A 23,203-nucleotide genomic window follows, 5' to 3' on the forward strand; every position below is an offset into this window, starting at 1 on the left:
CCACTGCGAGCAGCACGAGGCCCCCTCCGAGCTGCACGAGCCCAGGAGCACCAGATGGCCCGCGAGATCACCTACATCGCCGCGATCATGGAGGGCATCCATCAGGAGATGTCCCGCGACGAGGACGTCCTGCTGATCGGGCAGAGCGTCGGCGGCAGCCCGGAGGACCCGTTCGTCGCCGCCTTCGGACCCGACCGGGTGCGCGTCACCCCGATCTCGGAGACCGCGGAGATCGGAATGGCCGCCGGGGCGGCGCTCGCGGGCAAGCGGCCCGTCGTCGACTGCACGATGGCCGAGTTCCTGCTCGTCGCCATGGACCAGGTCGTCAACGAGGCCAACCGGTTCCACTACATGTCCGGCGGCCGGGTGACCGCGCCGCTGGTCCTCAAGGCCGGCTACGGCTTCACCGCGGGCTGGGCCGGCCAGCACACCGGGTCGATCTACGGGATGTTCATGGGCGTCCCGGGGCTCAAGGTCGCGCTGCCGTCCACGCCCGCGGACGCCAAGGGCCTCATGGCCACCGCCATCCGCGACGACAACCCGGTGCTGTTCCTGCACCACTACCTGCTGACACTCGAGACCGGCGACGTGCCCGAGGGCGAGCACCTGGTGCCCTTCGGCCAGGCCGCGATCGTGCGGCCCGGTACCGACGTGACGCTCGTCGCGACGGGCTGGACGGTGCACCGCGCGCTGGAGGCCGCCGAGGAGCTCGCGGCCGACGGCGTGTCGGTCGAGGTCATCGACCCGCGCACGATCGCGCCGCTCGACGTCGACACCGTGCTGGCGTCGGTGGAGCGGACCGGGCGGTTGGTCCTGGTCGACCAGGCGACCCGGCACGCGTCGGTGTCGGCGATCATCGCCGCCGAGGTGGCCGAGGCGGGCTTCGCCTCGCTGCGTGCCCCGATCGTGCAGGTCACGGCCCTGGACGCGCCGATCGCGTACAGCAAGCCGATGGAGGACTTCGTGCTGCCCGACGTCGCCAAGATCGTCGCCGGGGTGCGCCGGGCCGTCGACGTGACGCTCCTGCACGACGCCGCTACGGCCGTGCGGTGACCGCGTCGGTCCACCGGGACGTGTCGACGGCGGCGCCGACGCCCGACGTGCTGCGCGACCTCCTCACGACGATGTGGCGCATCCGGGCGTTCGAGGAACGCGTGGGCGCCCTCAAGCGCGCCGACGAGGTGCACGGACTCATCCACCTCTCGATCGGCGGCGAGGGCGTGGCCGCGGCGGTGTGCCGGCAGCTGCGCGACGGCGACGCCGTCTACAGCGGACACCGCGCGCACGGGCACGCCGTCGCCAAGGGGACGCCGCTCGACCGCACGATGGCCGAGCTGATGGGCCGCGAGGGCGGCCTGTGCTCGGGCATGGGCGGCTCGATGCACCTGGTCGACGTCGCGCACGGCTTCCTCGGTGCGACGGGCGTCGTCGGTGGCAACATCCCGCTCGCGCTGGGCTCGGCTCTCGCCGCGAAGCAGCGCGGGACCGACGCGGTGGCCGTCGTCTTCTTCGGCGACGGCGCGGTGCAGGCCGGGTTGTTCACCGAGTCGGTCAACCTGGCGACACTGTGGCGGCTGCCGGTGCTGCTGGTGTGCGAGAACAACGGGTTCGCCGAGTTCACCCCGCGCTCGGCACACACGACCGTCGAGCGGGTCAGCGACGTCGTCGCGCCCTATCCGCTGCCGCGCACGACCGTCGACGGCAACGAGGTCGGCGAGGTCTGGTCGGCGTTCTCCGAGCTGCTCGCGCGGGCCAGGGCGGGGGAGGGTCCGGCACTGCTGGAGTGCCTCACCCACCGGCTGCGCGGGCACTACGAGGGCGATCCCGACCGCTACCGCGAGGCCGTCTCCACCGAGGACTGGCAGCGCAAGGACCCCATCCTGCGGCTCCAGCGAGCAGGTCACGACGCGGGCTGGCTGGCCGCCGACGAGCCCGCCGCCCTGGAGGCCGCCGCCCGCGCCGAGGTCGACGAGGCCGTCGCCTGGGCCCGGTCGAGCCCGTTCCCCGCCGTCGCGCGTGCGGCGGCGCTCGTCGAGTCCGGTGGTGCGCGATGACCCGTGAGCTGACCTACGCCAAGGCGATCTCCACGACGATCGCGCAGGCCATGCGGGCCGACCCCGACGTGTTCGTCCTCGGCGAGGACGTCAGCGCGGGCGGGCCGTTCACGACGACTGCCGGCCTGGTCGAGGAGTTCGGCGCGGCCCGCGTGATCGACACCCCGATCAGCGAGGCCGCGATCTGCGGCGTCGCCGTGGGTGCCGCCCAGTCGGGGCTGCGGCCCGTCCTCGAGATCATGTACGTCGACTTCATCACGCTCGCGCTCGACCAGCTGGTGAACCAGGCGGCCAAGGCGCACTTCATGTCCGGCGGCCAGCTGACGGTGCCGATGGTGCTGCGCACGCAGGGCGGCGCCGGGCAGCGGGCCGCGGCACAGCACTCGCAGAGCCTGGAGGCGTGGCTGACCCACGTGCCGGGGCTGACCGTCGTCATGCCGTCGGGGGCCGCCGACGCGGCGGGCCTGCTCGCCGCCGCGATGACCGCGCCCGGGCCGGTCGTCGTCGTCGAGAACAAGGTGCTGTACTTCCGCCGCGAGCCCGTGCCCGACCCCGTCGAGCCCATCCCGCTCGGCCGCGCCGCGGTGCGCCGCCGCGGCCGCGACGTCACCGTCGTCGCGTTGTCCCGCATGGTCGGCGAGGCACTCGCGGCGGCCGAGGAGCTCGCGGCCGAGGGCATCGAGGTCGAGGTCATCGACCCGCGCACGCTCGTCCCGCTCGACCTGGACACCGTCGTGGAGTCGGTGCGGCGCACCAACCGGCTCGTCGTCGCCCACGAGGCGGTGCGGCACGGCGGGTTCGGCGCGGAGGTCGCGGCCGCGGTGCAGCACGCCGCGTTCGACGACCTCGACGCCCCGGTCGAGCGCGTCGGCGCGCCGTTCCAGCCGATCCCGCTGAGCCCGCCGCTCGAGGACGCCTACCTGCCCGGTGCCGCCGAGATCCGGTCGGCTGTCATGACCACCCTGGGGCGCATCCCGGTGTAGAGCCCGTGAGCGAGGTCAGGAACGACGCGATCGCCACGCCCAGCGCGTCGGAGCGGTTCGCCGCGCTGATGTGGTCGCCCTTCACCGTCGCGAACGTGCTGTGCGGCAGGACGTCGGCGAGCGCGCGGGCGTCGTCGGGGTCGTCGCGGTCGCCGCACACCACCAGGGTGGGCGCGACGACACCCGCGAGCTCGACGGCCGGGGTGTCGACGGCCGTGCCCAGCGCCAGCCGCAGCGCCGTCCGGTCCGCCCCGATGCGCTCGACGAAGTCGGCGATGCGCCGCTGCGGGCTCGCGGGCGCGAACGTGCCGGCGGGCGGGGCGGCGTCGTCGAGGACCTGGGTGAACACGTCGGCGAACGAGTGGCCACGGATGTGGACCACCCCGGCGAGACCCATGCCGGCGACGACGAGCCGGCCCGGCCGGGCTCCGCGCACCACCGCGCGCAGCGAGGTGCGCGCCCCCAGCGAGTAGCCGCCGAGGTCGTAGCCGCCGTCGGCGAGGCCGAGGTGGTCGAGCAGCGCGAAGACGTCGTCGGTGAGGACGTCGGCGGGGTACGCGCGGGGATCGTGGCTGCGGTCGCTGTCGCCGTGCCCGCGCAGGTCGGGGAGGATCACCCGGCGCCCGGTCGCCGCGACCGCCGCCGCGTGCCCGGGCGTCACCCAGTTGATCAGGGCTGTCGAGGAGAACCCGTGCAGCAGCACGGTCGGCCGGCCCGCGCCGAGCTCGCGGTAGGCGAGCCGAACGCCGTCGGCGGTGGTGAGGAACGACGGGACCGGGAGCGGGGGCGCGACGTGCACGACCCCATCCAACAGCCGTCGTGCGTGGCGATGGTCGCGATAGCGACCATCGCCACGCACGGTCAGGTGCAGGCGACGTCGACCAGCGCCTGACGGCCTTCCTCCCGCACCACGCGCAGCGCGTTCCGCAGCGCCGGGACCAGTTCCGACCGCTCGGTGACGCGGACGCCGTGGCCCCCGGAGGCCTCGGCGTATGCGGCGAACGCGGGCACCGGGTCGAGCCGGGCCAGCGGTGAGAGGTCCGCCGACGCGGCCGCGTGGCCGTCGGGGTGGACCTTGAGCGCGGAGGCCTGCACCGCGCCCCAGTGGTCGTTGCTGCAGACGACGGTCAGCACGGGCAGCCCGTGCATCGCCATCGCCTGGTGGCAGGCCGCGGGGTTGGCGAACAGGTACGCGCCGTCGCCGACGGTGGCGACGACCGTCGCACCCGGCCGGGCGAGCTTGACCCCGATCGCCGCCGGCAGCCCCCAGCCGAGGCCGCCCGCGGGCGGGGTGCCCAGGTAGGAGCCGGGGACGGTCGGCGCCAGCACCTCGGCCTGCGCCCAGTACTCGTTGACGACGACGGTGTCGGACCCGTCGTCGAGCACCGTCGCCAGCGCCGCGTTCATCGCGGCCTTGGTGATCGGGCCGTCGGTCGCGGCGGCCTCCTGGTCGAGCAGGGCCTGCCGGCGCGCGCGCCAGCGTCCGCCCAGCTCGGTGAGCCGCGCCGCCCGGCCCGGGTCGATGCGCTCGGCCCGGGCCGCGAGCGCCGGACCCAGTGCCGCGAGCAGCGGCCCGCACCCGGCGGTGATCGTCAGGTCGGAGCGGTGCGAGCGGATCGGGTAGCGCGCGAAGTGCGGGTCGGGCCCCACCTGGACGACGACGGCGTCGTCGGCGGGGGAGACCGCCGAGGGCAGCCAGGGCACGTCGAGGTCAAGGGTGACGACGACGTCGGCGTCGGCGAGTACCTCGCCGGGCCGGTAGCCCAGGTGCATCGGGTGGTCGGCCGGCATGCTGACGTGCCGCGGGCCACTCTCGACGACCCCGATGCCGTGCCGCCCGGCCAGCTCGGCCAGCAGCGCGACGCAGCCGTGGTCGGCGCCGGAGTCGCCGGTGACGATCAGCGGGAACCGCGCCGTCGCCAGGTGCTCGGCGAGCGTCTCGACGGCCGCCGGATCGGGATGGGCCGACGTCGGGACGGGCGGTGCCGGGGTCGCGGGGATGCCGAACGTCGGCGCGGCCAGCACCTCGCGCGGCAGCGACAGGTACACCGGGCCGGGCGGCTCGGTGCGGGCCCGGTCGAGCGCCCGGTCGACGACCTGGCGGACCTGGCCCCCGTCGTGCAGCTCGTAGTCCCACTTCACGAGCTCGCGCAGCATCCCGGCCTGGTCGAACATCTCCTGGGCCCAGTGGATGCCGTAGTCGCGGGCGCCGAGCACGCCGTCCTCGAACAGCGGGGTGCGGCCGGCGGACAGCAGCACCGGCACCCGGGCGCTGGCGGCGTTGGACACCGCGCAGACCGCGTTGGCCGAGCCGACGCTGGTGTGCAGCATGACCGCCTGCACCCGGCCGTCGCCCAGGTAGGAGCCGTGCGCCATCGACACCGCGAGGTTCTCGTGCGCGCAGACGATCACCTGCGGCAGGTCGAGACCGGACTCCTTCTGCCGGGCGTAGGCCTCGACGATCGTCGCGAAGTCGGTGCCCGCGTTGACGAACAGCCGGTCGACACCGCGCTCGCGCAGCGCGACCAGGTAGGCCTCCGCAACCGTCTCGGCGTTCTGCACGCTCACTGCTCCTGCGGGTGGGTGGCGACCGCCTCGACGCTGATGTCCATCCACGGGAACATCGGCAGCGACGCGAGGACGTCGTGCAGCTCGGTGGCGTCGCCGACCTCGTAGAGGCCGATCGTCGCGTTGCGGCCGGGCACCCGCCAGAGCCGCTTGAGGATGCCCGCGGCGCGCAGCTCGTCGGCGCGCGCCCGTTCACCCTTCTTCAGCCGGTTGCGCTCCTCGTCGGGGGTCTCCACCGGCAGCCGGTTCTCGGCACGGACCAGGAACTCCATCGTTCGTTCGCCTCCAGAAAAGCGCCGCGCGCAGACAGGAGCGCGCGGCGTCGCGGTCGTACGGCCGTCAGCCCTTGTCCACGCCGAGGGCCGCGGCCATCAGTGCCTTGGCCAGCGCCTCGGGTGCGGTGACCATCGCCTCGTGCCCGGTCGGGATCGTCGACACCGGCCACCCGCCCGCCTCGGCACGCGCGGCATGACCGGCGAAGGCACGCATCCAGTCCGTGCACTCGATGTAGTGCGCGGGCACGTCGGCGTGGTCGCCCCGCAGGTCGAGCCGCTGGGTGTAGGTGCGCCAGGGGTGCGGGGTGAGCCGGGGCGTGAGCCAGGCCAGGTCCGCCTCGTCGGTGACGCCCAGCACCTGCAGCGACCGCGGCGGGATCAGCCAGCCGAACCCGGCCGTGGCCACGGACTCGCGGTAGTGCCCGGCGACCTCCTCGGGCAGCAGGTCGATCGCGGCGTCCCCGTCGCCGCCGACGAAGGCGTCGAGGTAGACCCGCAGGGCGAGCCGGTCGGGATGCTGGTCCGCGACCCCGGTGACGACCTGCCCCGCATAGCTGTGGCCCACCAGGACGGCGTCGCGGCAGTCCTCGGCGTCGAGGAGCGCGACGACGTCCTGGATGTGGGTGTCGAGCCCCACGGCCGGGCTCAGCAGGTGGGCCCGGTCGCTGAGCCCGGTCAGCGTCGGCGTGAGCACGTCGTGCCCCGCCTCGCGCAGACAGGGCTCGACGCGCCGCCAGGCCCACCCACCGTGCCAGGCCCCGTGCAGAAGAACGAACGTGCTCACGCGTTGATCACCAGAGTTTCTCGGTCGCGATCTCGGCTCCCCTGACGAGGGAGCGCATCTTCTCCCACGCGAGCTCGGGGACGACCCCGCCCCAGCCCGCGAACGTGCCGAAACCGCAGTCGGTCCCGGCCATCACCCGTTCCCGGCCGACGATGTCGGCGTAGCGCAGGATGCGCTCCGCGACCAGGCCCGGGTGCTCGACGAAGTTCGTCGTCGTGTCGATGACCCCGGGACAGAAGATCTTGTCGTCGGGGATCTTCGCCGCCGCCCAGCCGGCCCAGTCGTGGCCGTGGCGGGGGTTGGCGGCCTCGCACAGCAGGGTCGAGGGCTTCGCGCCCAGCACGACGTCGGCGATCTTCTCGACCTCGACGTCGAACGTGTGCGGGCCCTCGTAGTTGCCCCAGCACAGGTGCATCCGGACCTGGTCGGCCGGGACGTCGCGCAGGGCGTGGTTGAGGACCTCGACCTGGACCTCGGCGCGCTTGAGGAAGTCGGCGTCGGAGAGGTCCTTGAACTTGTTGTGCCGGCCCATGCCGAGGTCCGGCGCGTCGATCTGCAGTGCGAAGCCGGCGGCGACGATCGCGTCGTACTCGGTCTTCATGGTCTCGGCGATCGCGGTGAGGTAGGAGTCCTCGTCGGGATAGAACTCGTTGGGCTGGAACAGCGCGACGATCCCGGGCGACGGCGCGTTCATGAACCCGCCCGTCACCTGTACCTCACCGAGCGCGGCGGTCAGGTTCTCCAGGTCGGTCTGCAGCGGGCCGCGGTCGACATAGGCGAGCTCGGCGCGGCAGATCGGGCGCAGGTAGGCGACGGTGTCGCCGGAGGCGTGCAGGCGGTCGCGGTACTCGGGGTACTTGTCGAGATCGGCCGGGGTCGCCCGGGGCGCATCGCCGATCTCGAAGCCGGAGATTCGGTGCCGCAGGTAGGTGGCGTAGCCGATCTTGCTCATCTCGCCGTCGCTCACGACGTCGATCCCGACCTCTGCCTGCTGGCGCACCTGGTCGCGAACCGCGTCGCGGACCGTGTCGGCGAGCAGCTGCTGGTCGACGTCCTCACCGCGGTCGTCGGCGTTGAGCAGGTCGAGCAGCTGCTCGGGCCGCGGGAGGCTGCCGACGTGCGTGGTCAGGATCCGATCGGTCTGGGGCATCCTTGCTCCTGTCCTCGATCTGGTCGTTCGACACCGGCTGTGTCGGATGCGGCGCGGGTCGTCCCCGCGGGGCTCACCACTGGTGCAGGTTGGCGTCGAGCTGCTGGAGGGCGTCGACGACGCTCAGCAGGTGCGCGCGCATGGTCTGCTCGGCCCGGTCGGCGTCACCGGAGCAGACGCTCTCGATGACCTCGACGTGCTCGCGCATGCCCACGGCGGGCCGTCCGGGCAGCAGCGCGACCGTGTAGTGGTAGCGCACGCTCTGGGTCCGCAGCCGGTCGAGCATCACGCCCGCCGTCTCGTGCCGGGAGATGTCGCGCACCGCGCGGTGCACCTCCTGGTTGACGCGCGTGTAGGCCATGACGTCGCCCTCCTCGACGGCGACACGCAGCTCGTCGCCGAGCGCGCGCAGGCTCTTCTTCTCCTCGGCCGTGATGCGCTGGGCGGCCTTCGCCGCGCACAGTCCCTCGACGACGGCGCGCGCCTCGGTGATCTCGACGGCCTCGTCGAGGGAGATCGGGCGGACGCGGGCGCCGCGGTTGCGTTCGCGCAGCACGATGCCCTCGCTCTCGAGCTGGGCCAGCGCCGTGCGCACCGCGCCGCGGGACGCCTGGTAGAGCGACACGAGGTCGGCTTCGGGCAGGCGTTGCCCCGGCGCGTAACGGCCCTGCATGATGCCGTCGCGGACGGCCGTGACAACGCCGTCGACCGTCGCGGTCGACGGCTCGTCGGGAGCCATCTCGTTGCTCACGGCCATGCGGTTCCCCCTGTCGGACCCGAGTGCGGGCTGCGGTTCTGGGCGGTTCTGGGCACACGCTACTCGTAACCAAGATTGTTAACAATCTGGTTGCCACTCTCGCGCACACGGGGTTATGGTCCCAGCCACACCGGGCTGCGCAGACGCACCCGGTGCCGCGAATCGGCGAGGCGGAACCGGACCGGAGATCGGAAGCCGGGACCCGACGCCGGGAGAGGATGTCGATGAGGACCTCCGTCGAGGACGCACCACGGGTCGTGGTCGTCAGCGCCCACGCCGCGGACTTCGTGTGGCGGGCCGGCGGTGCCATCGCCCGCTGTGTCGAGGACGGCGGTCAGGTCACCGTCCTGTGCCTGAGCTACGGAGAGCGCGGCGAGTCCGCCGCGCTGTGGCGTGAGCCGGGCGCGACGCTGGAGACCGTCAAGGCTGCGCGCCACCAGGAGGCGACCAACGCCGCCGAGGCCCTCGGGGCCGAGATCGAGTTCCTCGATGCGGGTGACTACCCGCTGCAGGTCACCGACGAGGTGCTCGATGCCGTCGTCGCGCTGTTCCGCCGGGTCCAGCCCGGCGTCATCCTCACGCACGCCGCGCGCGACCCGTACAACCTCGACCACGCACTGGCCCACGAGCTGGTGCTGCGGGCGCGGATGGTGGCGCAGGCCCACGGTCTGCCCGACCGGGAGACGAAACCGCTCGGCGCGGCGCAGGTGCTGGCGTTCGAGCCGCACCAGCCCGAGCAGTGCGACTTCAAGCCCGACCACCTGCTCGACATCACCTCGGTCTTCGAGAAGAAGCACGCGGCGATGAAGTGCATGGGCGGCGCGCAGGGTCACCTCGTCGACTACTACGTCGACCTGGCGACGCGCCGGGGCGTGCAGGCCGTACGCAACGGCGCACCCAGGTCGGTCGTGCACGCCGAGGCCTACATGCGGACGTTCCCGACGGTCGGGGACGCGCTGTGGTGAGTCGCCACGTGGTCGTGCGTTCCGCGGCCGCGCCGGACCCGGCCGCGGTGAAGGAGCTGCGCGCACAAGGGGTGGCGACCGTGCACGAGGCGCAGGGGCGTCGTGGGCTGCTCGACCCCCGGATCGCGCCGCGGCAGGAGGGCGCCGCGATCGCGGGGCGCGCCGTCACGGTGCTCTCGCACCCGGGCGACAACCTCATGATCCACGCAGCCGTCGAGCAGTGCGAGCCCGGCGACGTCCTGGTCGTGACGACGACGTCGGACTCCACCGACGGCATGTTCGGTGAGCTGCTGGCCGTGTCGCTGGCCGCGCGCGGCGTCCTCGGTCTGGTCACCGGCGCCGGCGTGCGCGACACCGCGGAGCTGCGGCGGATGGGCTTCCCCGTCTGGTCGCGCGCCGTCAGCGCGCAGGGCACGGTGAAGGCCAGCCCGGGCTCGGTGAACGTGCCGATCGTCGTCGCAGGTGTCCACGTGGCGCCGGGAGACGTGATCGTGGCCGACGACGACGGGGTCGTCGTCGTGGCGCGTGAGGAGGCGGCCGAGGTCGCCGCAGCGGGCGCAGCACGGCTGCGCTCGGAGGAGGAGAAGCGGGCCCGGTTCGCCGCGGGCGAGCTGGGCCTGGACATGTACGGCCTGCGGGCCGAGCTGGAGCGGCTCGGCGTCACCTACGTCGACGCCGCACCGGGTTCCTGACGACCGGCCGGCCCGCACCGGGGACCACGGCGGGCCGGCTTCCACCACAGGCCGACAACACATCCGGAAAGAAGGACGACGATGCTGTCAGCAGAGGACAACGACCTCATGTGCCGGGTCGGCCCCGGTACGCCGATGGGTGACCTGCTGCGCCGCTACTGGACCCCGGCGCTGCTGGCCAGCGAGGCGCCGACGCCCGACGGAGAACCCGTGCGGGTGCGGCTGCTGGGCGAGGACCTGGTCGCCTTCCGCGACACCGACGGCAAGGTCGGGCTGGTCCAGGAGAACTGCCCGCACCGCGGGGCGTCGCTGTGGTTCGGCCGCAACGAGGAGTGCGGGCTGCGCTGCCCGTACCACGGCTGGAAGTTCGACCGCGAGGGCAACTGCGTCGACATGCCCAGCGAGCCGCCGCAGAGCGTCTTCAAGGACAAGGTCAAGATCAAGGCGTACCCGACGCACGAGTCCGGTGGCGTGATCTGGACCTACATGGGCCCGCCGGAGAAGATGACGCCGTTCCGCGACTTCGGCACCGAGACCCTGCGGCCCGAGCACATCTCGGCCACGAAGCTGCACACCACCTGCAACTGGGTGCAGGCGATGGAGGGCAACCTCGACACCTCGCACATCTCGTGGCTGCACCAGTTCCACTCCGTCCCGGACATCCCCGACGACGGCAGCGACAAGCCCGGCTACCCGTCGAACCCGCAGTCGTGGAAGTTCTGGCTGCACGACCGGGCGCCGCGGCTGGAGATCGAGGACACCTGGTACGGGTTCAAGTACGTCGGGGTCCGGACCACGCCCAACGGGCACAAGCACGTCCGGATGAGCGCGTTCTGCTACCCGTACATCACCGTGATCGCCACGGTCCCGTGGGGCTGCCGCCTCGGCATCTTCGTCCCCATCGACGACGAGAACTGCTGGCGCTACAGCATCACCACCCGTGAGTTCGAGAACCCGCGCAACATCGGCGGCCCGAACCTGTTCTCGGTGAGCCCCTTCAAGTTCGGCCGCGCCGAGGTCAACGGCAACGGGATCATCCCGCGCGAGTACACCGCCGAGAACGACTACGGCATCGACCGCGACCACCAGCGCGACTTCAGCTTCTCCGGCGTCGCCGAGTTCGTCAGCCAGGACCTGATGGTCACCGAGTCCATGGGCCCGATCTACGACCGCTCGCAGGAGCGGCTGGGCACGTCGGACAAGGCGATCATCCGGATGCGGCGGCAGCTGATCGCGGCGGCGAAGAAGGTCCGCGAGGGCGGCGAGCCGCCGGCCGTCGAGGCCGACCTCGACTACCGCAGCATCCGGTCCGCCGAGAAGATCCTCGAGGCCGACGAGGACTGGCGCATCCTGGGCACGAACGAGGACCCGACCGTCATCGAGATGGACGTCGACGGGCTGCCCGACCGCAGCCCGCTGCCCTCGGCCGGTAACTGACCGCGGACGGGGCCGCCGGTGCAGCCGCGCCGGCGGTGCCCGCTGCCGCATGCGGACCGGACGGCCCCGTCGGGGGCGGGGCCGCCCGGCCGGAAGACCGAAATCCGCGCGCGCGGAGCGCGCGGCGAATAGTGGAGAGTGAGAATGCGGATCCGTCCAGTACGGACCCGGTCCGCCGGGCGCGTCGTCACGATCGTCGCGGCGCTGCTCGGCCTGCTCGTCGTCGCCGCCTGTGGTGCGGCCGGCGGCGGCAAGCCCAACAACAGCGGCCCCATCGCCGCCATCGACCCCTACGGCGCCGACCTCGCGACACAGGGGACGCCGAAGGACGGCGGCACCCTGACCCTCGGCATGGACCGGGAGATCGTCAGCTACGACCCGACGGTCCAGAACTCGAACATGGCCGCGATGGCCGTCTACGACTCGCTGATGAAGCTGACGCCGGACGGCGGCGCCGAGCCGTACATGGCGAAGTCGATGACCTCGCCCGACAACGGCAAGACGTGGAACCTCGCGCTGCGGCCCGAGGTCAAGTTCTCTGACGGCACCCCGCTCGACGCGCAGGCCGTCATGATCAACGTGCAGCGGCACATCGACAAGGTGTCCTCGCCCGCGCACGGCTACGCCGCGCAGATCGCCTCGATGCGCGCGACCGACCCGTACACGGTCCAGTTCGTCATGAAGGCCCCGCTCGGCGTGTTCCCGATGGTGTTCGCGCAGCCGATCACCTACGGCAGCCTCGGCCTGATCGTCTCGCCCGCGGCGCTGCAGCAGTACGGCAACGACATCGGCCGCCACCCCGTCGGCGCGGGCCCCTTCACCTTCGTCGAGTGGGTCCCGGACTCGCACGTGACGTTCCAGAAGAACCCGAACTACTGGCAGCAGGGCCTGCCGCACCTCGACAAGCTCGAGTTCCGGCCGATCCCCGACACCGACTCGCGGCTCGCCTCGATCCAGAACGGCGACGTCGACGTGGCGTTCGGCGGGTACAGCCAGGAGCTCGTCCCGGCGCTGGCCAACCCCAACCTGAAGGTCTACTACGGACCGGGCAACGCGGGGGAGTACCTCTACTTCAACTTCAACAAGGCGCCCTTCGACGACCGCCGCATGCGTGAGGCGATCATCCGCTCGCTGGACCTGAACGCACTCGGCGCGAGCCAGTACAACAACCGGCTGGTCAAGGCCGACAGCCTCTACGACGCCTCGAGCCCGTTCCACACGCCGGCGGCGTCGCAGGAGTGGCCGACCTACGACCCGGCCAAGGCCAAACAGCTGATCGAGGACTACAAGGCCTCGGGCGGCAACCCGACCTTCACGTTCAAGACCACGACGGCGCGCCGCGCGTTCGGCGAGTTCATCCAGGCCCAGATGGCCGCCGTCGGCATCAACGTCGACGTGCAGTACTTCGACCTGGCGCAGTTCTCGTCGAAGGTCGTGCAGAGCAACGACTTCCAGCTCACCACGTGGGTCGGCGGGTTCGACTCGGCCTACCCCGGCACCGCGCGGCTGCTGCGCAGCGACGGCAACACCAACTACGGCAAGTACTCCAACCCGCAGGTCGACCAGCTGCTCGACCAGGCGGCGAGCACGACCGACGACGCGGCACGCACGAAGGCGTACCAGCAGGTCGAGATGATCGCCGGCAAGGACCTGCCGGTGGCCTTCTTCAGCCGGAGCTACCTGTCCACGATCACGAAACCGCAGGTCAAGGGCGTCGACCGGTACACGTCGCGTGACATGTTCTACGCGAACCTCTGGCTGGACCGATGACCCGGCCCACACCGCACCCGATCAAGGGGAGGGAGTGACGAGATGACCTACATCATCGCCGAACCGTGTGTCGACCTCATGGACCGCAGCTGCGTCGACGTCTGCCCGGTCGACTGCATCTACCAGGGTGGGCGCAAGCTCTACATCAACCCGGGCGAGTGCATCGAGTGCGGCGCCTGCGAGCCGGAGTGCCCGGTCGACGCCATCGTGCTCGAGCAGGAGCTCACCGACGAGGAGCGTCCACACCTGGCCGACAACGCAGCCTTCTTCTACGAGACCCTGCCCGGCCGCGACGCGCCGCTCGGCGAGCCCGGCGGTGCGGGGGCGTTCGGACCCGTCGACATCGACACCCCGCTGGTCGCAGCGTTGCCGCCGCGGGAGAGCTGAGGCCGCCATGGCAGAGATGACCATCTCGACACCACCGACCACGGCTGCGCCGCCGGGCGAGGCGCCAGGCAAGGCCCCGCGCGGGGCCCGGCGGAACGCGGCCGTGCGACGGGTCCGGCGCCGGCTGGTCCATCTGCTCATCGTTCTGATCGCGGTGACGTTCCTGTCGTTCGTCGTGATCGACCTGCTCCCCGGCGACGCGGCCGTCGTCGTCGCCGGTGACAACGCCACCCCGGCCCAGGTCGCGCAGGTGCGCCTCGACCTGGGCCTGGACCGGCCGATGATCGTGCGATACATCGACTGGCTCGGCGGCGTCGTCACCGGTGACCTCGGCAAGTCCTTCCGCACCGGCCAGCCCGTCACCGAGGCGCTGGCACAGCGCATCCCGGTGACGTTCGAGCTGACCATCGTCGCCGAGGTGCTCGCACTGCTGATCGCCGTGCCGCTGGCGATCTACTCGGCCTACCGCCCGGGCCGGTTCGTCGACCGCGCGTCGATGACCCTCGGGTTCGGTGCCGCGGCCATGCCGCAGTTCGTGTTCGGCATGGTGCTCATCGTCCTGTTCGCGGGCGGCCTGACGAGCATCCTGCCGGCGACCGGGTACGAGAGTTTCTTCACCGACCCGTTGGGCAACATCAGGACGATCATCCTGCCCTGTCTGACGCTGATGATCGGCGAGGCGGCGGTCTACCGACAACTCCTGAGATCGGACATGATCTCGACGCTGCAGGAGGACTACATCCTGATGGCCCGGTCCAAGGGCCTCGGCCCGCGGACCATCCTGCTGCGCCACGCGCTGCGGCCCTCGTCGTTCTCGCTGATCACCCTCTCCGGGGTGAACATCGGGCGGCTCCTGGGCGGGACGGTGATCGTCGAGACGCTCTTCGCGATCCCCGGGCTCGGCCAGATGATCGTGCAGGCGGTGTTCAACCGCGACTACATGCTGCTGCAGGGCGGACTGCTGTTCGTCGCGGTGGCCTACGTCGTGATCAACATGATCATCGACCTGCTCTACCTCGTCCTCGACCCACGGGTGCGCCGAGATGCCTGACATCCGGAAGACCAGCACACAGAGCCTCGAGAGCCTCGAGAAGGTGTCGGCCACCGACACCGACGCCCTCGACTCGGAGGTCACCTCCGTCGACCTCGACCTCGTCGAGCCCATCACCGGGAACACGGCCACCGAGCCGGTCAAGGCGCGCCGCACGCGCACGCCGATCGGCTGGTACCTCGCCTGGTTCTGGATCGCCGCCGTCGTGATCTCGGCGATCTTCGCCCCGCTGCTGCCGCTGTGGGACCCGGCCGTGCCGGACTACAACAACGTGTTCGGCGGCATCACGCCCGAGCACTGGCTCGGCGGCGACACGCTCGGCCGTGACAACCTCTCGCGCATCATCTACGGCGCGCGGGCGTCGTTGCTGGTCGGCATCTGCGCCGTCCTGCTCGGCGCGGTCGTCGGTGGCATCCTCGGCATGATGGCGGGCTACTTCCGCGGTCGCACCGAGCGCGTGCTCTCGCTCGTCACCGACGTCGTGCTCGCGTTCCCCGGCCTCGTGCTGATCATCGCGATCGTCGCGATCCTGGGGGCGAGCCTGACGAACCTGATCGTGGGCCTGGCGATCCTGTCGGTGCCGACGTTCATCCGGCTCGCCAGGGCGACGACGCTCGTCGTCACGCAGCGGGAGTTCGTGCACGCCGCGCGGGCCTACGGGGCGAAACCCATGCGGATCATCCTGCGGGAGATCGCCCCCAACGTCGTCATGCCGATCGCGGCGTACGGCTTCATCATGGTCGGCGTCTTCATCGTCGTGGAAGGCTCGTTGAGCTTCCTCGGCCTGGGTATCCCGCCACCCACCCCCTCGTGGGGCGGCATGATCGCCGGCGGGCGCACCCAGCTGATCGAGTACCCGCACATCTCGCTGATCCCCGCCGCGGTCATGTTCCTCACCGTGCTGGCGATCAACTACGTCGGTGAGCGGAGCCGGAAGTTGTTCGAGGTCAGGGAGAGCAACCTGTGACGCGCCCGACTGACACCGCACCCACGACCGTCGCCGCCGAGGCGGCCGGCCGGCACCGCGCCGCGAACGCCGCGGGCGACGCCCGGCCCGCCAAGGGCGACCTGCTGACCGTCGACGACGTCCACGTCCGCTTCCACACCCGCAACGGTGTGGTGCACGCGGTCGAGGGCGTCTCGTTGACGCTGCGCGAGGGCGAGGTGCTCGCCGTCGTCGGCGAGTCCGGGTCGGGCAAGACCGTCTTCACCAGGCGGGTCATGGGCCTGATCTCGGGGAGCCGCGAGACCGACGTCGAGGGCACCGTGACCTTCGACGGGATCACGCTCTCCGACCTCGACGCCAAGGGGCTCGCCGGCGTGTGGGGCAAGGAGATCGCCCTCGTCCTGCAGGACCCGATGACCTCGCTCAACCCGGTCAAGCGCATCGGGGCGCAGATCACCGAGACGCTCGTCCTGCACCACAAGCTCTCCAAGCAGGACGCGAACGCCCGGGCGGTCGAGCTGCTGCGGTCGGTCGGGCTCTCGGAGCCGGAGCGGCGCGTGCGGCAGTACCCGCACGAGCTCTCCGGCGGCATGCGCCAGCGCGTGACCATCGCGATCGCGCTGTCGTGCAGCCCGCGGCTGCTGCTGGCCGACGAGCCCACCACGGCCCTCGACGTCACCGTCCAGGCCCAGATCCTCGACCTGCTGGGCGACCTGCAGTCGCGGCTGGGCATGGCGATGCTGCTGGTCACCCACGACCTGCGGGTCGTGCGCAGCCGGTCGGACCGGATCGCGGTCATGTACGCGGGCCGGATCGTCGAGACCGCGCCGACGAAGGACCTCTTCGACGCGCCCCGGATGCCCTACACCGAGGCGCTGATGAACGCGGTCCCGCCGATCACCGGGCCGAACCACGTGCGGCTGGCCGTCATCCCCGGTCGTCCGCCGAACCTGTTGTCCCCGCCCAGCGGTTGCCGCTTCAGCCCGCGCTGCCCGTACGCGCAGGACCGCTGCCTGACCGAGGAGCCGCCGCTGCGCCCCGCCTCGGAGCTGCCCGGCGGGGGCATCGAGGGCCACTCCTACCGGTGCTGGTATCCGGTGGGGACGCCCGAGAACGCCGAGGCGCGCAGACGGAACGTCGAACGCGGGGAGACCGCGGCCGGGACACCGGTGACGGGGGAGATGGTGCCGGCATGAGCAGCACGACGGACATGAGCACGGACACTGGTTCGGTCCTGGAGAAGACGCGTGACGACCGGTCGGCCGACGACGTCGTGCTGCGGCTGGAGGACCTCGTCGTCGAGTTCCCGGCCGGCGCGGGGCAGGTCGTGCACGCGGTGTCGGGCATCAACCTCGAGGTCCGGCGCGGCGAGACGCTGGGACTCGTCGGGGAGTCCGGGTGCGGCAAGTCGACCACCGGCCGCGCGATCATGCAGCTGCCGCGGCCGACGGGCGGGTCGGTGCACTTCGACGGCCGCGACCTCGCGGCGCTCTCGCCCGAGGAGGTCCGCAAGCTGCGGCCGAAGCTGCAGATGATCTTCCAGGACCCCATCTCCTCGCTGAACCCGCGGCGGCGGATCCCCGACATCGTCGGCGACCCGCTGGTGGTGTGGGGCCGGGGCGCCGACAAGGACAAGGTCGTTCCCGACGTGCTGCGCGCCGTCGGTCTCGACCCCGACCAGGTGGCCGACCGCCGTCCCCACCAGTTCTCCGGCGGCCAGTGCCAGCGCGTCTCCATCGCGCGGGCGCTGGTGCTCGAGCCGGAGGTGCTGATCTGCGACGAGCCCGTCTCGGCGCTCGACGTGTCGGTGCAGGCGCAGATCCTCAACCTGCTCGAGGACATGAAGGCCCGCTACGGCCTCACGCTGGTGTTCATCGCCCACGACCTCGGCGTCGTGCGCAACATCAGCGACCGGGTCGCCGTGATGTACCTGGGCCGGATCTGCGAGCTGGGCCCGACCGAGGCGCTGTTCGATGCCCCCGTGCACCCGTACACGCGGCTGCTCGTGTCGTCGATCCCGTCGATGGAGGGCGCGCAGCGGGGCGAGGTCGGCACGGGCGAGATGCCCTCGCCGGTGTCGCCGCCCAGCGGGTGCCGGTTCCGCACCCGCTGCCCGCTCGCCACCGACCGGTGCGCCGATGAGGTCCCGCAGATGCGGGAGGTCGCTCCCGGCCGCTTCACCGCGTGCCACCACCCGGTGCTCGACACGGCGGTGGGCGAGCCGATCGCACCCGCGGTCACAGCCGTCCCCACGACGCCGCTGACGGCGTCGAACGGGGCGGGGTCGAACGGGGCGGGGTCGAACGGGGCGGCGTCGAGCCGCACCGAGAGCTGAGCGTGCCGTCCACGGCCCGGTCCGCCCGTGGCGGACCGGGCCGTACCCGCGTACGTGCCCGGGGCTGGGGCGTCGTCGTCGCCGGGGCGGCGCTGCTGACGCTGCAGACCGGCTTCGTCGTCAGTGCCTTCGGCGCCTACCTCGTCGCGATCACGGCCGAGACCGGCTGGAACCCCGGCGTCGTCGCGGTGGCGTTCGCGGTCGTCCAGCTCGGCAACGGAACGCTGTCGCCCGTGACCGGGTGGTGCTGCGACCGGTTCGGCACCCGTGCGGTCGCGGGCGTGGGCACGATCCTCACCGCGGCGGGCTGCGCGCTCGCGGCGCAGGCCGGCAGCGGCGGCGGGTTCGTCGCCGCGATCGTCGTCGTCGCGCTCGGTGTGTCGGCGGCGGGCATCACGCCGCTGACCGTCGCCGTCGTGCAGGCGCTCACCGAGCGGCGCACGCTCGCGCTCGGCCTGCTGCCCAGCGGGATCGCGCTCGGCGGGCTGCTCGTACCCGCCGTCGTCTGGCTGCTCGGCGCGACCGGCTGGCGCACCACGTTCCTTGTCGTCGCCGTGATCACGCTCGTTCTCGGCCTCGCGGCGGTGCTGCCGCTGCCCGGGCCGATCGAGCGCCGCCCCACCCGCTCCCGGCGCCGGAGCCTGCGGCGGCGCTCCGAGGTGCCCGTCCCCGCCGCGGTCCCCGACGGCGTCGTCGTGGCGGCCGGGACCCCGGACATGGACCTGCGCGCCGCGATCCGCACGTCGGCGTTCTGGCTGCTGATCGTCGGGCACGGCTGCGCGCTCGTCGCCGTCGGCGCGATGAACCTGCACCTCATCCCGCTGATGACACACGGGCGCGGGTTCGACATCCAGGTCGCCGGGCTGGCCGTGGCGGGGATGTCGGTGACGCAGCTGGTCGGCCAGATCGTCACCGGGATCATCGGGGACCGCTTCGACAAGCGCCGGCTCGCGGTGGGCTGCATGGTCGTGCAGACGGCGGTGCTCGTCACGCTCGCCGTGGCGACGACCCTGCCGGTGGTGATCGGTGCGGCGCTCGTGCACGGGCTGGCCTGGGGACTGCGCGGGCCCGCGATGAACGCGATCCGCGCGGACTACTTCGGGGTCCGCTCGTTCGGCACGATCATGGGCTGGTCCATGGGCTTCGTGTCGCTCGGCATGCTCGCCGGCCCGCTCGTCGTCACCGCCTTCGCCGCGGGCGCCGGGGGCTACCCGCTCGGGTTCGCGGCGATCACCGTCCTGACGGTCGTCGGGATGGTCGCGTTCCTCGTCGTGCGACCGCCGCGACGGCCGGCGCTCGCCGCCGCGGCGCCAGGCGCGACGCGGTACGGGTGCGCGGCGTCACCGGACACCGCGGCCTGAGCCCCGGGGCGCCGCCGCGCGGCCCGAGGGCCCCGGGGTCCGTGCTCGGAGTCCGGGCTGGGGGTCGGGGGCTCGGAGGCCGGGCCCGGAGTCGGGGACGGAGTCCTCGGGAACGGAGTCCGGGCCCGGGAGTCAGGCCGCGCGCGGGTCCGACCGGCTCCGCTGCGGTCGCGAGCGGGCTCAGCGGTCGGCGGCGGTCCGGTCGAAGCCGTCGGCCAGGTCCTCGAGCGCGGGCAGTGCCGCGAGCAGCGTCGCCGTCGTGGTCGGGGGGAGGTCGGCGAGGATCGCCGTGACGGTCGCCGACCGCTTCTCCCGGATGCGCTGTGTCCGCGCCCGCCCGGCGTCGGTGGCCTCGAGCAGGGCGGCGCGCTGGTCGGTCGGGTGCGGGGTGCGGCGGATCAGGCCCGCGGAGTCGAGCTTGGTGACGATGCGCGAGAGCATCGTCGGGTTGATGCCCTCGATCCGGGCGACCTCCGTGGGCCCGATCGGGCCGCGGAACCCGATGATCGCGAGCACCGACGCCTGGCTGGGCGTGAGATCCTCGCTCATCGCCGACGCGTTGAGGACGCGGGCGAGCCTGCCGATGGCGCGCCGGAGCCGCGCCACCGCCTCCGGGTCGAACGTCACGGGGTCGGGCACGCCTGGTCTCCTCGCCGGGAAAGCTGCGACGCTGCTGGTGTCGCGCCCTATGCCTACCAGGACGCACCCGCCGCGGCGGCGCCCGGGCCGATGGTTCTGCTCATCCGGGCGAGAGGTATCCGGACACCGGTGGACGTGTCGTCGAGCTCCTCGTCGACGCGGTATCCCGCCGCCTCGTAGAGCGGCCGGCCCGCCACCGTCGCCATCAGCTCGGCGCGGGTGAACCCCTCGGCGGCCGCGGCCGCCTCGCAGCGCCGCAGGACCAGCATCCCGACCCCGCGCCGCGCGAAGCCGGGGTCGGTGTACATGGCGCGGATCCGGGCCGGCTGCGTCGCCGGGTCGAGCAGCGCGTCGTCGCGACCCGGGGTGTGGTCGCCGCCGTAGAGCGTGGTCCGCCTGCTCCAGCCCCCGCAGCCCGCAGGCCTGCCGTCGATCTCGACGACGACGTAGGTCCCGTCCTCGATCAGCCGGGTGTCCAGGCCCATGATCCGACGGCTCGCCCGGATCTGCTCGGCATCGAGCCAGGGGGTGAGCAGCCGCTCGATCGCGGCGTCGACCAGCGGGAGGAGGGCGGGGAGGTCGGCGACCGTCGCGAGCCTGCTGGTCATCGCCATGGGGCCGATGATGCCACCCGCGCCCGGCCCGCTGATCACGTGCGGGAGGATCGGCGCGTGACCGCGACCGTCTTCGTGCTCAACGGCCCGAACCTCAACCTGCTCGGCACCCGCCGGCCCGAGGTCTACGGCTCGACGACGCTGGCCGACGTCGAGGAGCTGTGCCGGGCCGAGGCCGCGGCCGCCGGATGGGCGTGCGAGTTCCGGCAGACCAACCACGAGGGCGAGCTCGTCGACTGGCTGCACGAGGCCGGCCGCACACCCGACTGCCCGGGCGTCGTGCTCAACGCGGGCGCCTACACCCACACCTCCGTCGCCCTCCACGACGCGATCGAGGCCGTCGACGTGCCCGTCGTCGAGGTGCACATCTCCAACGTGCACCGGCGGGAGTCGTTCCGGCACCACTCCTACCTCTCGCCGGTGGCCGCGGGGATCGTGGTCGGGTTCGGGGTGCCGGGCTACGCGCTCGCCCTGCGGGGGCTCGCGACCCGCGGCTGACCTGCCGACCTGCCGCCCCGAGCGTCGCCGGTGCAACCTGGCGGTCGTCGTGGCGCGTCGGGGGAGCGGTGAGGTTGCGCGCGTGCTGTCGGGCGCAACCACACGGTCGTCCTGGCGGCCGGCGGCAGCAGTGAGGTTGCGGGCGGGGTGGTTCGTCGGCCGGACGGGGCACGGCGCGGCGGGCCGGACGGGGCCGGGCGGGGTGCGTCGTCGGCCGGACGGAGGGCCTCCGTGCGGTCAGCGTGCGGTCAGCGTGCGGGCGGGTCGAACCGGCGGGAGAGCCGGGCGAAGGTCGCCGGGACGGCGCCGTGCACCCGTGCACCCAGGGTGAGCCAGCGCGGGACGAAGACCTCGGCCCGGTCGCGCCCCACCGAGTCCACGACCGCGGCCGCGACCCGATCGGCGCTCACCGGGCGCGGGAACCTCCGGTGGTACGGGGTCCCGCGGCGCGCGAAGTACGGCGTGTCGACGGCGCCGGGCAGCACGGTCGTCACGCGGACGCCGGACTCGAGGCGCACCGCGTCGGCGAAGCCGCGCAGGCCCGCCTTCGTCGCGGAGTAGACGGCCTCACCCGCCACCCCGATCGCGGCGACCGAGGCGACGAACACGACGTGCCCGTCCTGGTCGCGCAGCGTGGGCAGGAGGGCGTTCGTGAGCCGGATCGGGGCGTCGAGGTTCACCGCGAGCATGGCGGAGACGGCGTCGGGCGGGGTGTCGGCGACCGGCCCCGCCCACCCGAGCCCGGCGCCGTGCACGAGCAGCCGCACCCGCCCCTCGGCTGCGGACCGGACGGCCTCGACGCCGTCGGGCCGCGCGAGGTCGGCCTCGACGGCGGTCCCGCCGCAGGCCGCGGCGACCGCGGCGAGGCGGGTCCGGTCCCGACCGCTCACGACGACGTCCCAGCCCGCGGCGGCCAGCCGCAGCGCGACGGCCGCACCGATCCCCGACGACCCGCCCGTGACGACGGCCGTTCCTCCGGCAGGCGTGCTCACCCCGGCGCGGGTCCGACGTGACGCGCCCCGACGGCCTCCATCGCCTCCATGCGGTGCAGGAGATGGGTGCCGCGCGCGGTGATCAGCACGATCCCGGCGACGACGGTGAGGGCGGCGAGGCACTCCCCGGCCAGCATGCCGGGGCTGGTGTCGAGCTGCTCGCCCAACCACCCGACACCGATCAGCACACCCACCACCGGGTCGACGCTGGTGATGACGGCGACGGCGGGCGACATGAGCTTGCCCTGCTGGAAGGTGTTCTGGCTGAGCAGGAACCCGAGCGGCCCGATGACGCACACCACGTAGAGGGCCATGTGGCCGAACGGCTCGGTCCAGCCGACCCGCAGCTGGCCGGTGACGACCTTCATGAGCCCGGCCGTCACGCCGTAGAGGACGCCCGTCGCGGTCGCCAGCGCGAGCACCCGCGAGGGGTGCGAGACCGCGGCCGCGTAGACGAGGCAGCCGACGACGAGCGCGGCCAGCGCGATGGCCAGCGGGAGACCGTCGGCGAGATCGAGGCTCTCGTCGGCCCCCCCGGGAACGGGCCGGGCCAGGAGCAGGAACGCCGACAGCCCGGCGGCGCAACACAGCGCACCGAGCAGGATGAGGATGTCCGGGCGGCGCCGGGCCATCAGGGCGGAGAACCCCGCCGCGAACGCCACGCCGGTGACGAGTAGCGGCTGCACGACCGCGATCGGCCCGAACGCCAGTGCGACGAGCTGCAGCAGCAGCGCGGCGACCGTCGCGACCAGGCCGAGCATCCACATCGGCCGCCCGAACAGCTCGACGAGCAGCCGCGGGCTCAGCGTCGGGGCGAGCTCGACCTCCTTGGTCGCGCGCTGCTGCGCGGCGGTCGCCAGGCCGAAGCCGGCGGCACCCAGCACTGCCGCCGGGACGGCGATGAGCATGCCGGTCCCGGAGTCCATCGCCACCCCCTGTGGTCCT

At 72.7% G+C, this 23,203-nt stretch carries 24 protein-coding genes; 14 read left to right on the top strand and 10 right to left on the bottom strand.

The window, feature by feature from the left end:
• The first annotated feature begins 54 nt into the window (after positions 1 to 54).
• Genes PSD17_RS27195 through PSD17_RS27205 form a run of 3 tightly spaced genes read left to right on the top strand, consistent with a single transcriptional unit; the run spans position 55 to position 3,037 of the window.
• Positions 55 to 1,053, top strand: coding sequence for an alpha-ketoacid dehydrogenase subunit beta (locus tag PSD17_RS27195; RefSeq protein ID WP_339125116.1), 999 nt, complete (start codon positions 55 to 57; stop codon positions 1,051 to 1,053).
• Positions 1,050 to 2,054 carry a thiamine pyrophosphate-dependent dehydrogenase E1 component subunit alpha gene (locus PSD17_RS27200; RefSeq protein WP_013675797.1) on the top strand — a complete coding sequence of 335 codons (1,005 nt, stop codon included), beginning with the start codon at positions 1,050 to 1,052 and terminating at the stop codon, positions 2,052 to 2,054. The genes PSD17_RS27195 and PSD17_RS27200 overlap by 4 nt, the downstream gene beginning before the upstream one ends.
• Entirely contained in the window at positions 2,051 to 3,037 is a 987-nt protein-coding gene (locus PSD17_RS27205; protein WP_339125117.1) for an alpha-ketoacid dehydrogenase subunit beta, read from the top strand. The genes PSD17_RS27200 and PSD17_RS27205 overlap by 4 nt, the downstream gene beginning before the upstream one ends.
• Here PSD17_RS27205 and PSD17_RS27210 read toward each other — a convergent pair.
• The 6 genes from PSD17_RS27210 to PSD17_RS27235 all read right to left on the bottom strand — a co-directional run bounded on the left by PSD17_RS27210 (position 3,006) and on the right by PSD17_RS27235 (position 8,571).
• Positions 3,006 to 3,836 carry an alpha/beta fold hydrolase gene (locus tag PSD17_RS27210; protein ID WP_339125119.1) on the bottom strand — a complete coding sequence of 277 codons (831 nt, stop codon included), beginning with the start codon at positions 3,834 to 3,836 and terminating at the stop codon, positions 3,006 to 3,008. The genes PSD17_RS27205 and PSD17_RS27210 overlap by 32 nt on opposite strands.
• A 62-nt stretch (positions 3,837 to 3,898) precedes the next feature.
• Entirely contained in the window at positions 3,899 to 5,599 is a 1,701-nt protein-coding gene (locus PSD17_RS27215) for a thiamine pyrophosphate-requiring protein (RefSeq protein ID WP_339125120.1), read from the bottom strand.
• Between the two features lie 2 nt (positions 5,600 to 5,601).
• Positions 5,602 to 5,877 (bottom strand): muconolactone Delta-isomerase family protein, encoded by a 276-nt coding sequence (locus PSD17_RS27220; RefSeq protein WP_013675793.1) that lies wholly within the window; start codon positions 5,875 to 5,877, stop codon positions 5,602 to 5,604.
• Between the two features lie 67 nt (positions 5,878 to 5,944).
• Complete coding sequence (locus tag PSD17_RS27225) at positions 5,945 to 6,664, bottom strand: alpha/beta hydrolase family protein (RefSeq protein WP_339125122.1); 720 nt, start codon at positions 6,662 to 6,664, stop codon at positions 5,945 to 5,947.
• A gap of 7 nt (positions 6,665 to 6,671) precedes the next feature.
• Complete coding sequence (locus PSD17_RS27230) at positions 6,672 to 7,814, bottom strand: cobalamin-independent methionine synthase II family protein (RefSeq protein ID WP_013675791.1); 1,143 nt, start codon at positions 7,812 to 7,814, stop codon at positions 6,672 to 6,674.
• A gap of 73 nt (positions 7,815 to 7,887) precedes the next feature.
• Positions 7,888 to 8,571, bottom strand: a complete 684-nt coding sequence (locus PSD17_RS27235; protein WP_339125124.1) for a GntR family transcriptional regulator — start codon at positions 8,569 to 8,571, stop codon at positions 7,888 to 7,890.
• A gap of 224 nt (positions 8,572 to 8,795) precedes the next feature.
• Between PSD17_RS27235 and PSD17_RS27240 the strand changes: the two genes are divergently transcribed.
• From PSD17_RS27240 to PSD17_RS27285, 10 genes are all read left to right on the top strand, one after another.
• Entirely contained in the window at positions 8,796 to 9,536 is a 741-nt protein-coding gene (locus tag PSD17_RS27240) for a PIG-L deacetylase family protein (protein WP_103380195.1), read from the top strand.
• The gene (locus tag PSD17_RS27245; protein ID WP_445261040.1) at positions 9,530 to 10,228 is read left to right on the top strand and encodes a 4-carboxy-4-hydroxy-2-oxoadipate aldolase/oxaloacetate decarboxylase; all 699 of its coding nucleotides are present in this window, start codon (positions 9,530 to 9,532) and stop codon (positions 10,226 to 10,228) included. Before PSD17_RS27240 ends, PSD17_RS27245 begins: the two co-directional genes overlap by 7 nt.
• 81 nt (positions 10,229 to 10,309) lie before the next feature.
• The gene (locus PSD17_RS27250) at positions 10,310 to 11,665 is read left to right on the top strand and encodes a Rieske 2Fe-2S domain-containing protein (RefSeq protein ID WP_013675787.1); all 1,356 of its coding nucleotides are present in this window, start codon (positions 10,310 to 10,312) and stop codon (positions 11,663 to 11,665) included.
• A gap of 144 nt (positions 11,666 to 11,809) precedes the next feature.
• Positions 11,810 to 13,435, top strand: a complete 1,626-nt coding sequence (locus tag PSD17_RS27255; protein ID WP_013675786.1) for an ABC transporter substrate-binding protein — start codon at positions 11,810 to 11,812, stop codon at positions 13,433 to 13,435.
• 42 nt (positions 13,436 to 13,477) lie between these two features.
• Positions 13,478 to 13,822, top strand: coding sequence for a ferredoxin (fdxA, locus tag PSD17_RS27260; protein ID WP_013675785.1), 345 nt, complete (start codon positions 13,478 to 13,480; stop codon positions 13,820 to 13,822).
• A 7-nt stretch (positions 13,823 to 13,829) separates the two neighbouring features.
• Entirely contained in the window at positions 13,830 to 14,873 is a 1,044-nt protein-coding gene (locus PSD17_RS27265) for an ABC transporter permease (protein ID WP_013675784.1), read from the top strand.
• Complete coding sequence (locus PSD17_RS27270; protein ID WP_103380197.1) at positions 14,866 to 15,840, top strand: ABC transporter permease; 975 nt, start codon at positions 14,866 to 14,868, stop codon at positions 15,838 to 15,840. The genes PSD17_RS27265 and PSD17_RS27270 overlap by 8 nt, the downstream gene beginning before the upstream one ends.
• Positions 15,837 to 17,015 (top strand): ABC transporter ATP-binding protein, encoded by a 1,179-nt coding sequence (locus PSD17_RS27275; protein WP_013675782.1) that lies wholly within the window; start codon positions 15,837 to 15,839, stop codon positions 17,013 to 17,015. Before PSD17_RS27270 ends, PSD17_RS27275 begins: the two co-directional genes overlap by 4 nt.
• On the top strand, positions 17,012 to 18,154 hold the full coding sequence (locus PSD17_RS27280; RefSeq protein WP_013675781.1) for an ABC transporter ATP-binding protein: 1,143 nt from the start codon (positions 17,012 to 17,014) through the stop codon (positions 18,152 to 18,154). Before PSD17_RS27275 ends, PSD17_RS27280 begins: the two co-directional genes overlap by 4 nt.
• Before the next feature lie 2 nt (positions 18,155 to 18,156).
• Positions 18,157 to 19,515 carry an MFS transporter gene (locus tag PSD17_RS27285; protein WP_339125130.1) on the top strand — a complete coding sequence of 453 codons (1,359 nt, stop codon included), beginning with the start codon at positions 18,157 to 18,159 and terminating at the stop codon, positions 19,513 to 19,515.
• Positions 19,516 to 19,695: 180 nt separating this feature from the next.
• Here PSD17_RS27285 and PSD17_RS27290 read toward each other — a convergent pair whose 3' ends face one another.
• Both PSD17_RS27290 and PSD17_RS27295 read right to left on the bottom strand, forming a co-directional pair.
• On the bottom strand, positions 19,696 to 20,154 hold the full coding sequence (locus tag PSD17_RS27290; protein ID WP_013675779.1) for a MarR family winged helix-turn-helix transcriptional regulator: 459 nt from the start codon (positions 20,152 to 20,154) through the stop codon (positions 19,696 to 19,698).
• 53 nt (positions 20,155 to 20,207) lie between these two features.
• Entirely contained in the window at positions 20,208 to 20,807 is a 600-nt protein-coding gene (locus PSD17_RS27295) for a GNAT family N-acetyltransferase (protein WP_013675778.1), read from the bottom strand.
• Between the two features lie 18 nt (positions 20,808 to 20,825).
• On the opposite strand from PSD17_RS27295, the gene aroQ reads away from it, so the two are divergent.
• Entirely contained in the window at positions 20,826 to 21,266 is a 441-nt protein-coding gene (aroQ, locus tag PSD17_RS27300; RefSeq protein ID WP_013675777.1) for a type II 3-dehydroquinate dehydratase, read from the top strand.
• A gap of 248 nt (positions 21,267 to 21,514) precedes the next feature.
• Here aroQ and PSD17_RS27305 read toward each other — a convergent pair whose 3' ends face one another.
• The gene (locus PSD17_RS27305) at positions 21,515 to 22,258 is read right to left on the bottom strand and encodes an SDR family NAD(P)-dependent oxidoreductase (RefSeq protein WP_013675776.1); all 744 of its coding nucleotides are present in this window, start codon (positions 22,256 to 22,258) and stop codon (positions 21,515 to 21,517) included.
• The gene (locus PSD17_RS27310) at positions 22,255 to 23,184 is read right to left on the bottom strand and encodes a DMT family transporter (RefSeq protein WP_013675775.1); all 930 of its coding nucleotides are present in this window, start codon (positions 23,182 to 23,184) and stop codon (positions 22,255 to 22,257) included. Before PSD17_RS27310 ends, PSD17_RS27305 begins: the two co-directional genes overlap by 4 nt.
• Positions 23,185 to 23,203 lie beyond the last annotated feature (19 nt).

This window comes from Pseudonocardia sp. D17 (genome assembly GCF_036984265.1).
GTDB classification, from domain to species: Bacteria; Actinomycetota; Actinomycetes; order Mycobacteriales; family Pseudonocardiaceae; genus Pseudonocardia; species Pseudonocardia benzenivorans.

Bases quoted from the DNA above. Each gene is read 5' to 3' on its own strand.
- PSD17_RS27195 (WP_339125116.1), top strand. From the start codon at position 55: ATGGCCCGCGAGATCACCTACATCGCCGCGATCATGGAGGGCATCCAT.
- PSD17_RS27205 (WP_339125117.1), top strand. From the start codon at position 2,051: ATGACCCGTGAGCTGACCTACGCCAAGGCGATCTCCACGACGATCGCG.
- PSD17_RS27220 (WP_013675793.1), bottom strand. From the start codon at position 5,877: ATGGAGTTCCTGGTCCGTGCCGAGAACCGGCTGCCGGTGGAGACCCCC.
- PSD17_RS27230 (WP_013675791.1), bottom strand. From the start codon at position 7,814: ATGCCCCAGACCGATCGGATCCTGACCACGCACGTCGGCAGCCTCCCG.
- PSD17_RS27235 (WP_339125124.1), bottom strand. From the start codon at position 8,571: ATGGCCGTGAGCAACGAGATGGCTCCCGACGAGCCGTCGACCGCGACG.
- PSD17_RS27240 (WP_103380195.1), top strand. From the start codon at position 8,796: ATGAGGACCTCCGTCGAGGACGCACCACGGGTCGTGGTCGTCAGCGCC.
- PSD17_RS27250 (WP_013675787.1), top strand. From the start codon at position 10,310: ATGCTGTCAGCAGAGGACAACGACCTCATGTGCCGGGTCGGCCCCGGT.
- PSD17_RS27255 (WP_013675786.1), top strand. From the start codon at position 11,810: ATGCGGATCCGTCCAGTACGGACCCGGTCCGCCGGGCGCGTCGTCACG.
- fdxA (WP_013675785.1), top strand. From the start codon at position 13,478: ATGACCTACATCATCGCCGAACCGTGTGTCGACCTCATGGACCGCAGC.
- PSD17_RS27265 (WP_013675784.1), top strand. From the start codon at position 13,830: ATGGCAGAGATGACCATCTCGACACCACCGACCACGGCTGCGCCGCCG.
- PSD17_RS27270 (WP_103380197.1), top strand. From the start codon at position 14,866: ATGCCTGACATCCGGAAGACCAGCACACAGAGCCTCGAGAGCCTCGAG.
- PSD17_RS27280 (WP_013675781.1), top strand. From the start codon at position 17,012: ATGAGCAGCACGACGGACATGAGCACGGACACTGGTTCGGTCCTGGAG.
- PSD17_RS27310 (WP_013675775.1), bottom strand. From the start codon at position 23,184: ATGGACTCCGGGACCGGCATGCTCATCGCCGTCCCGGCGGCAGTGCTG.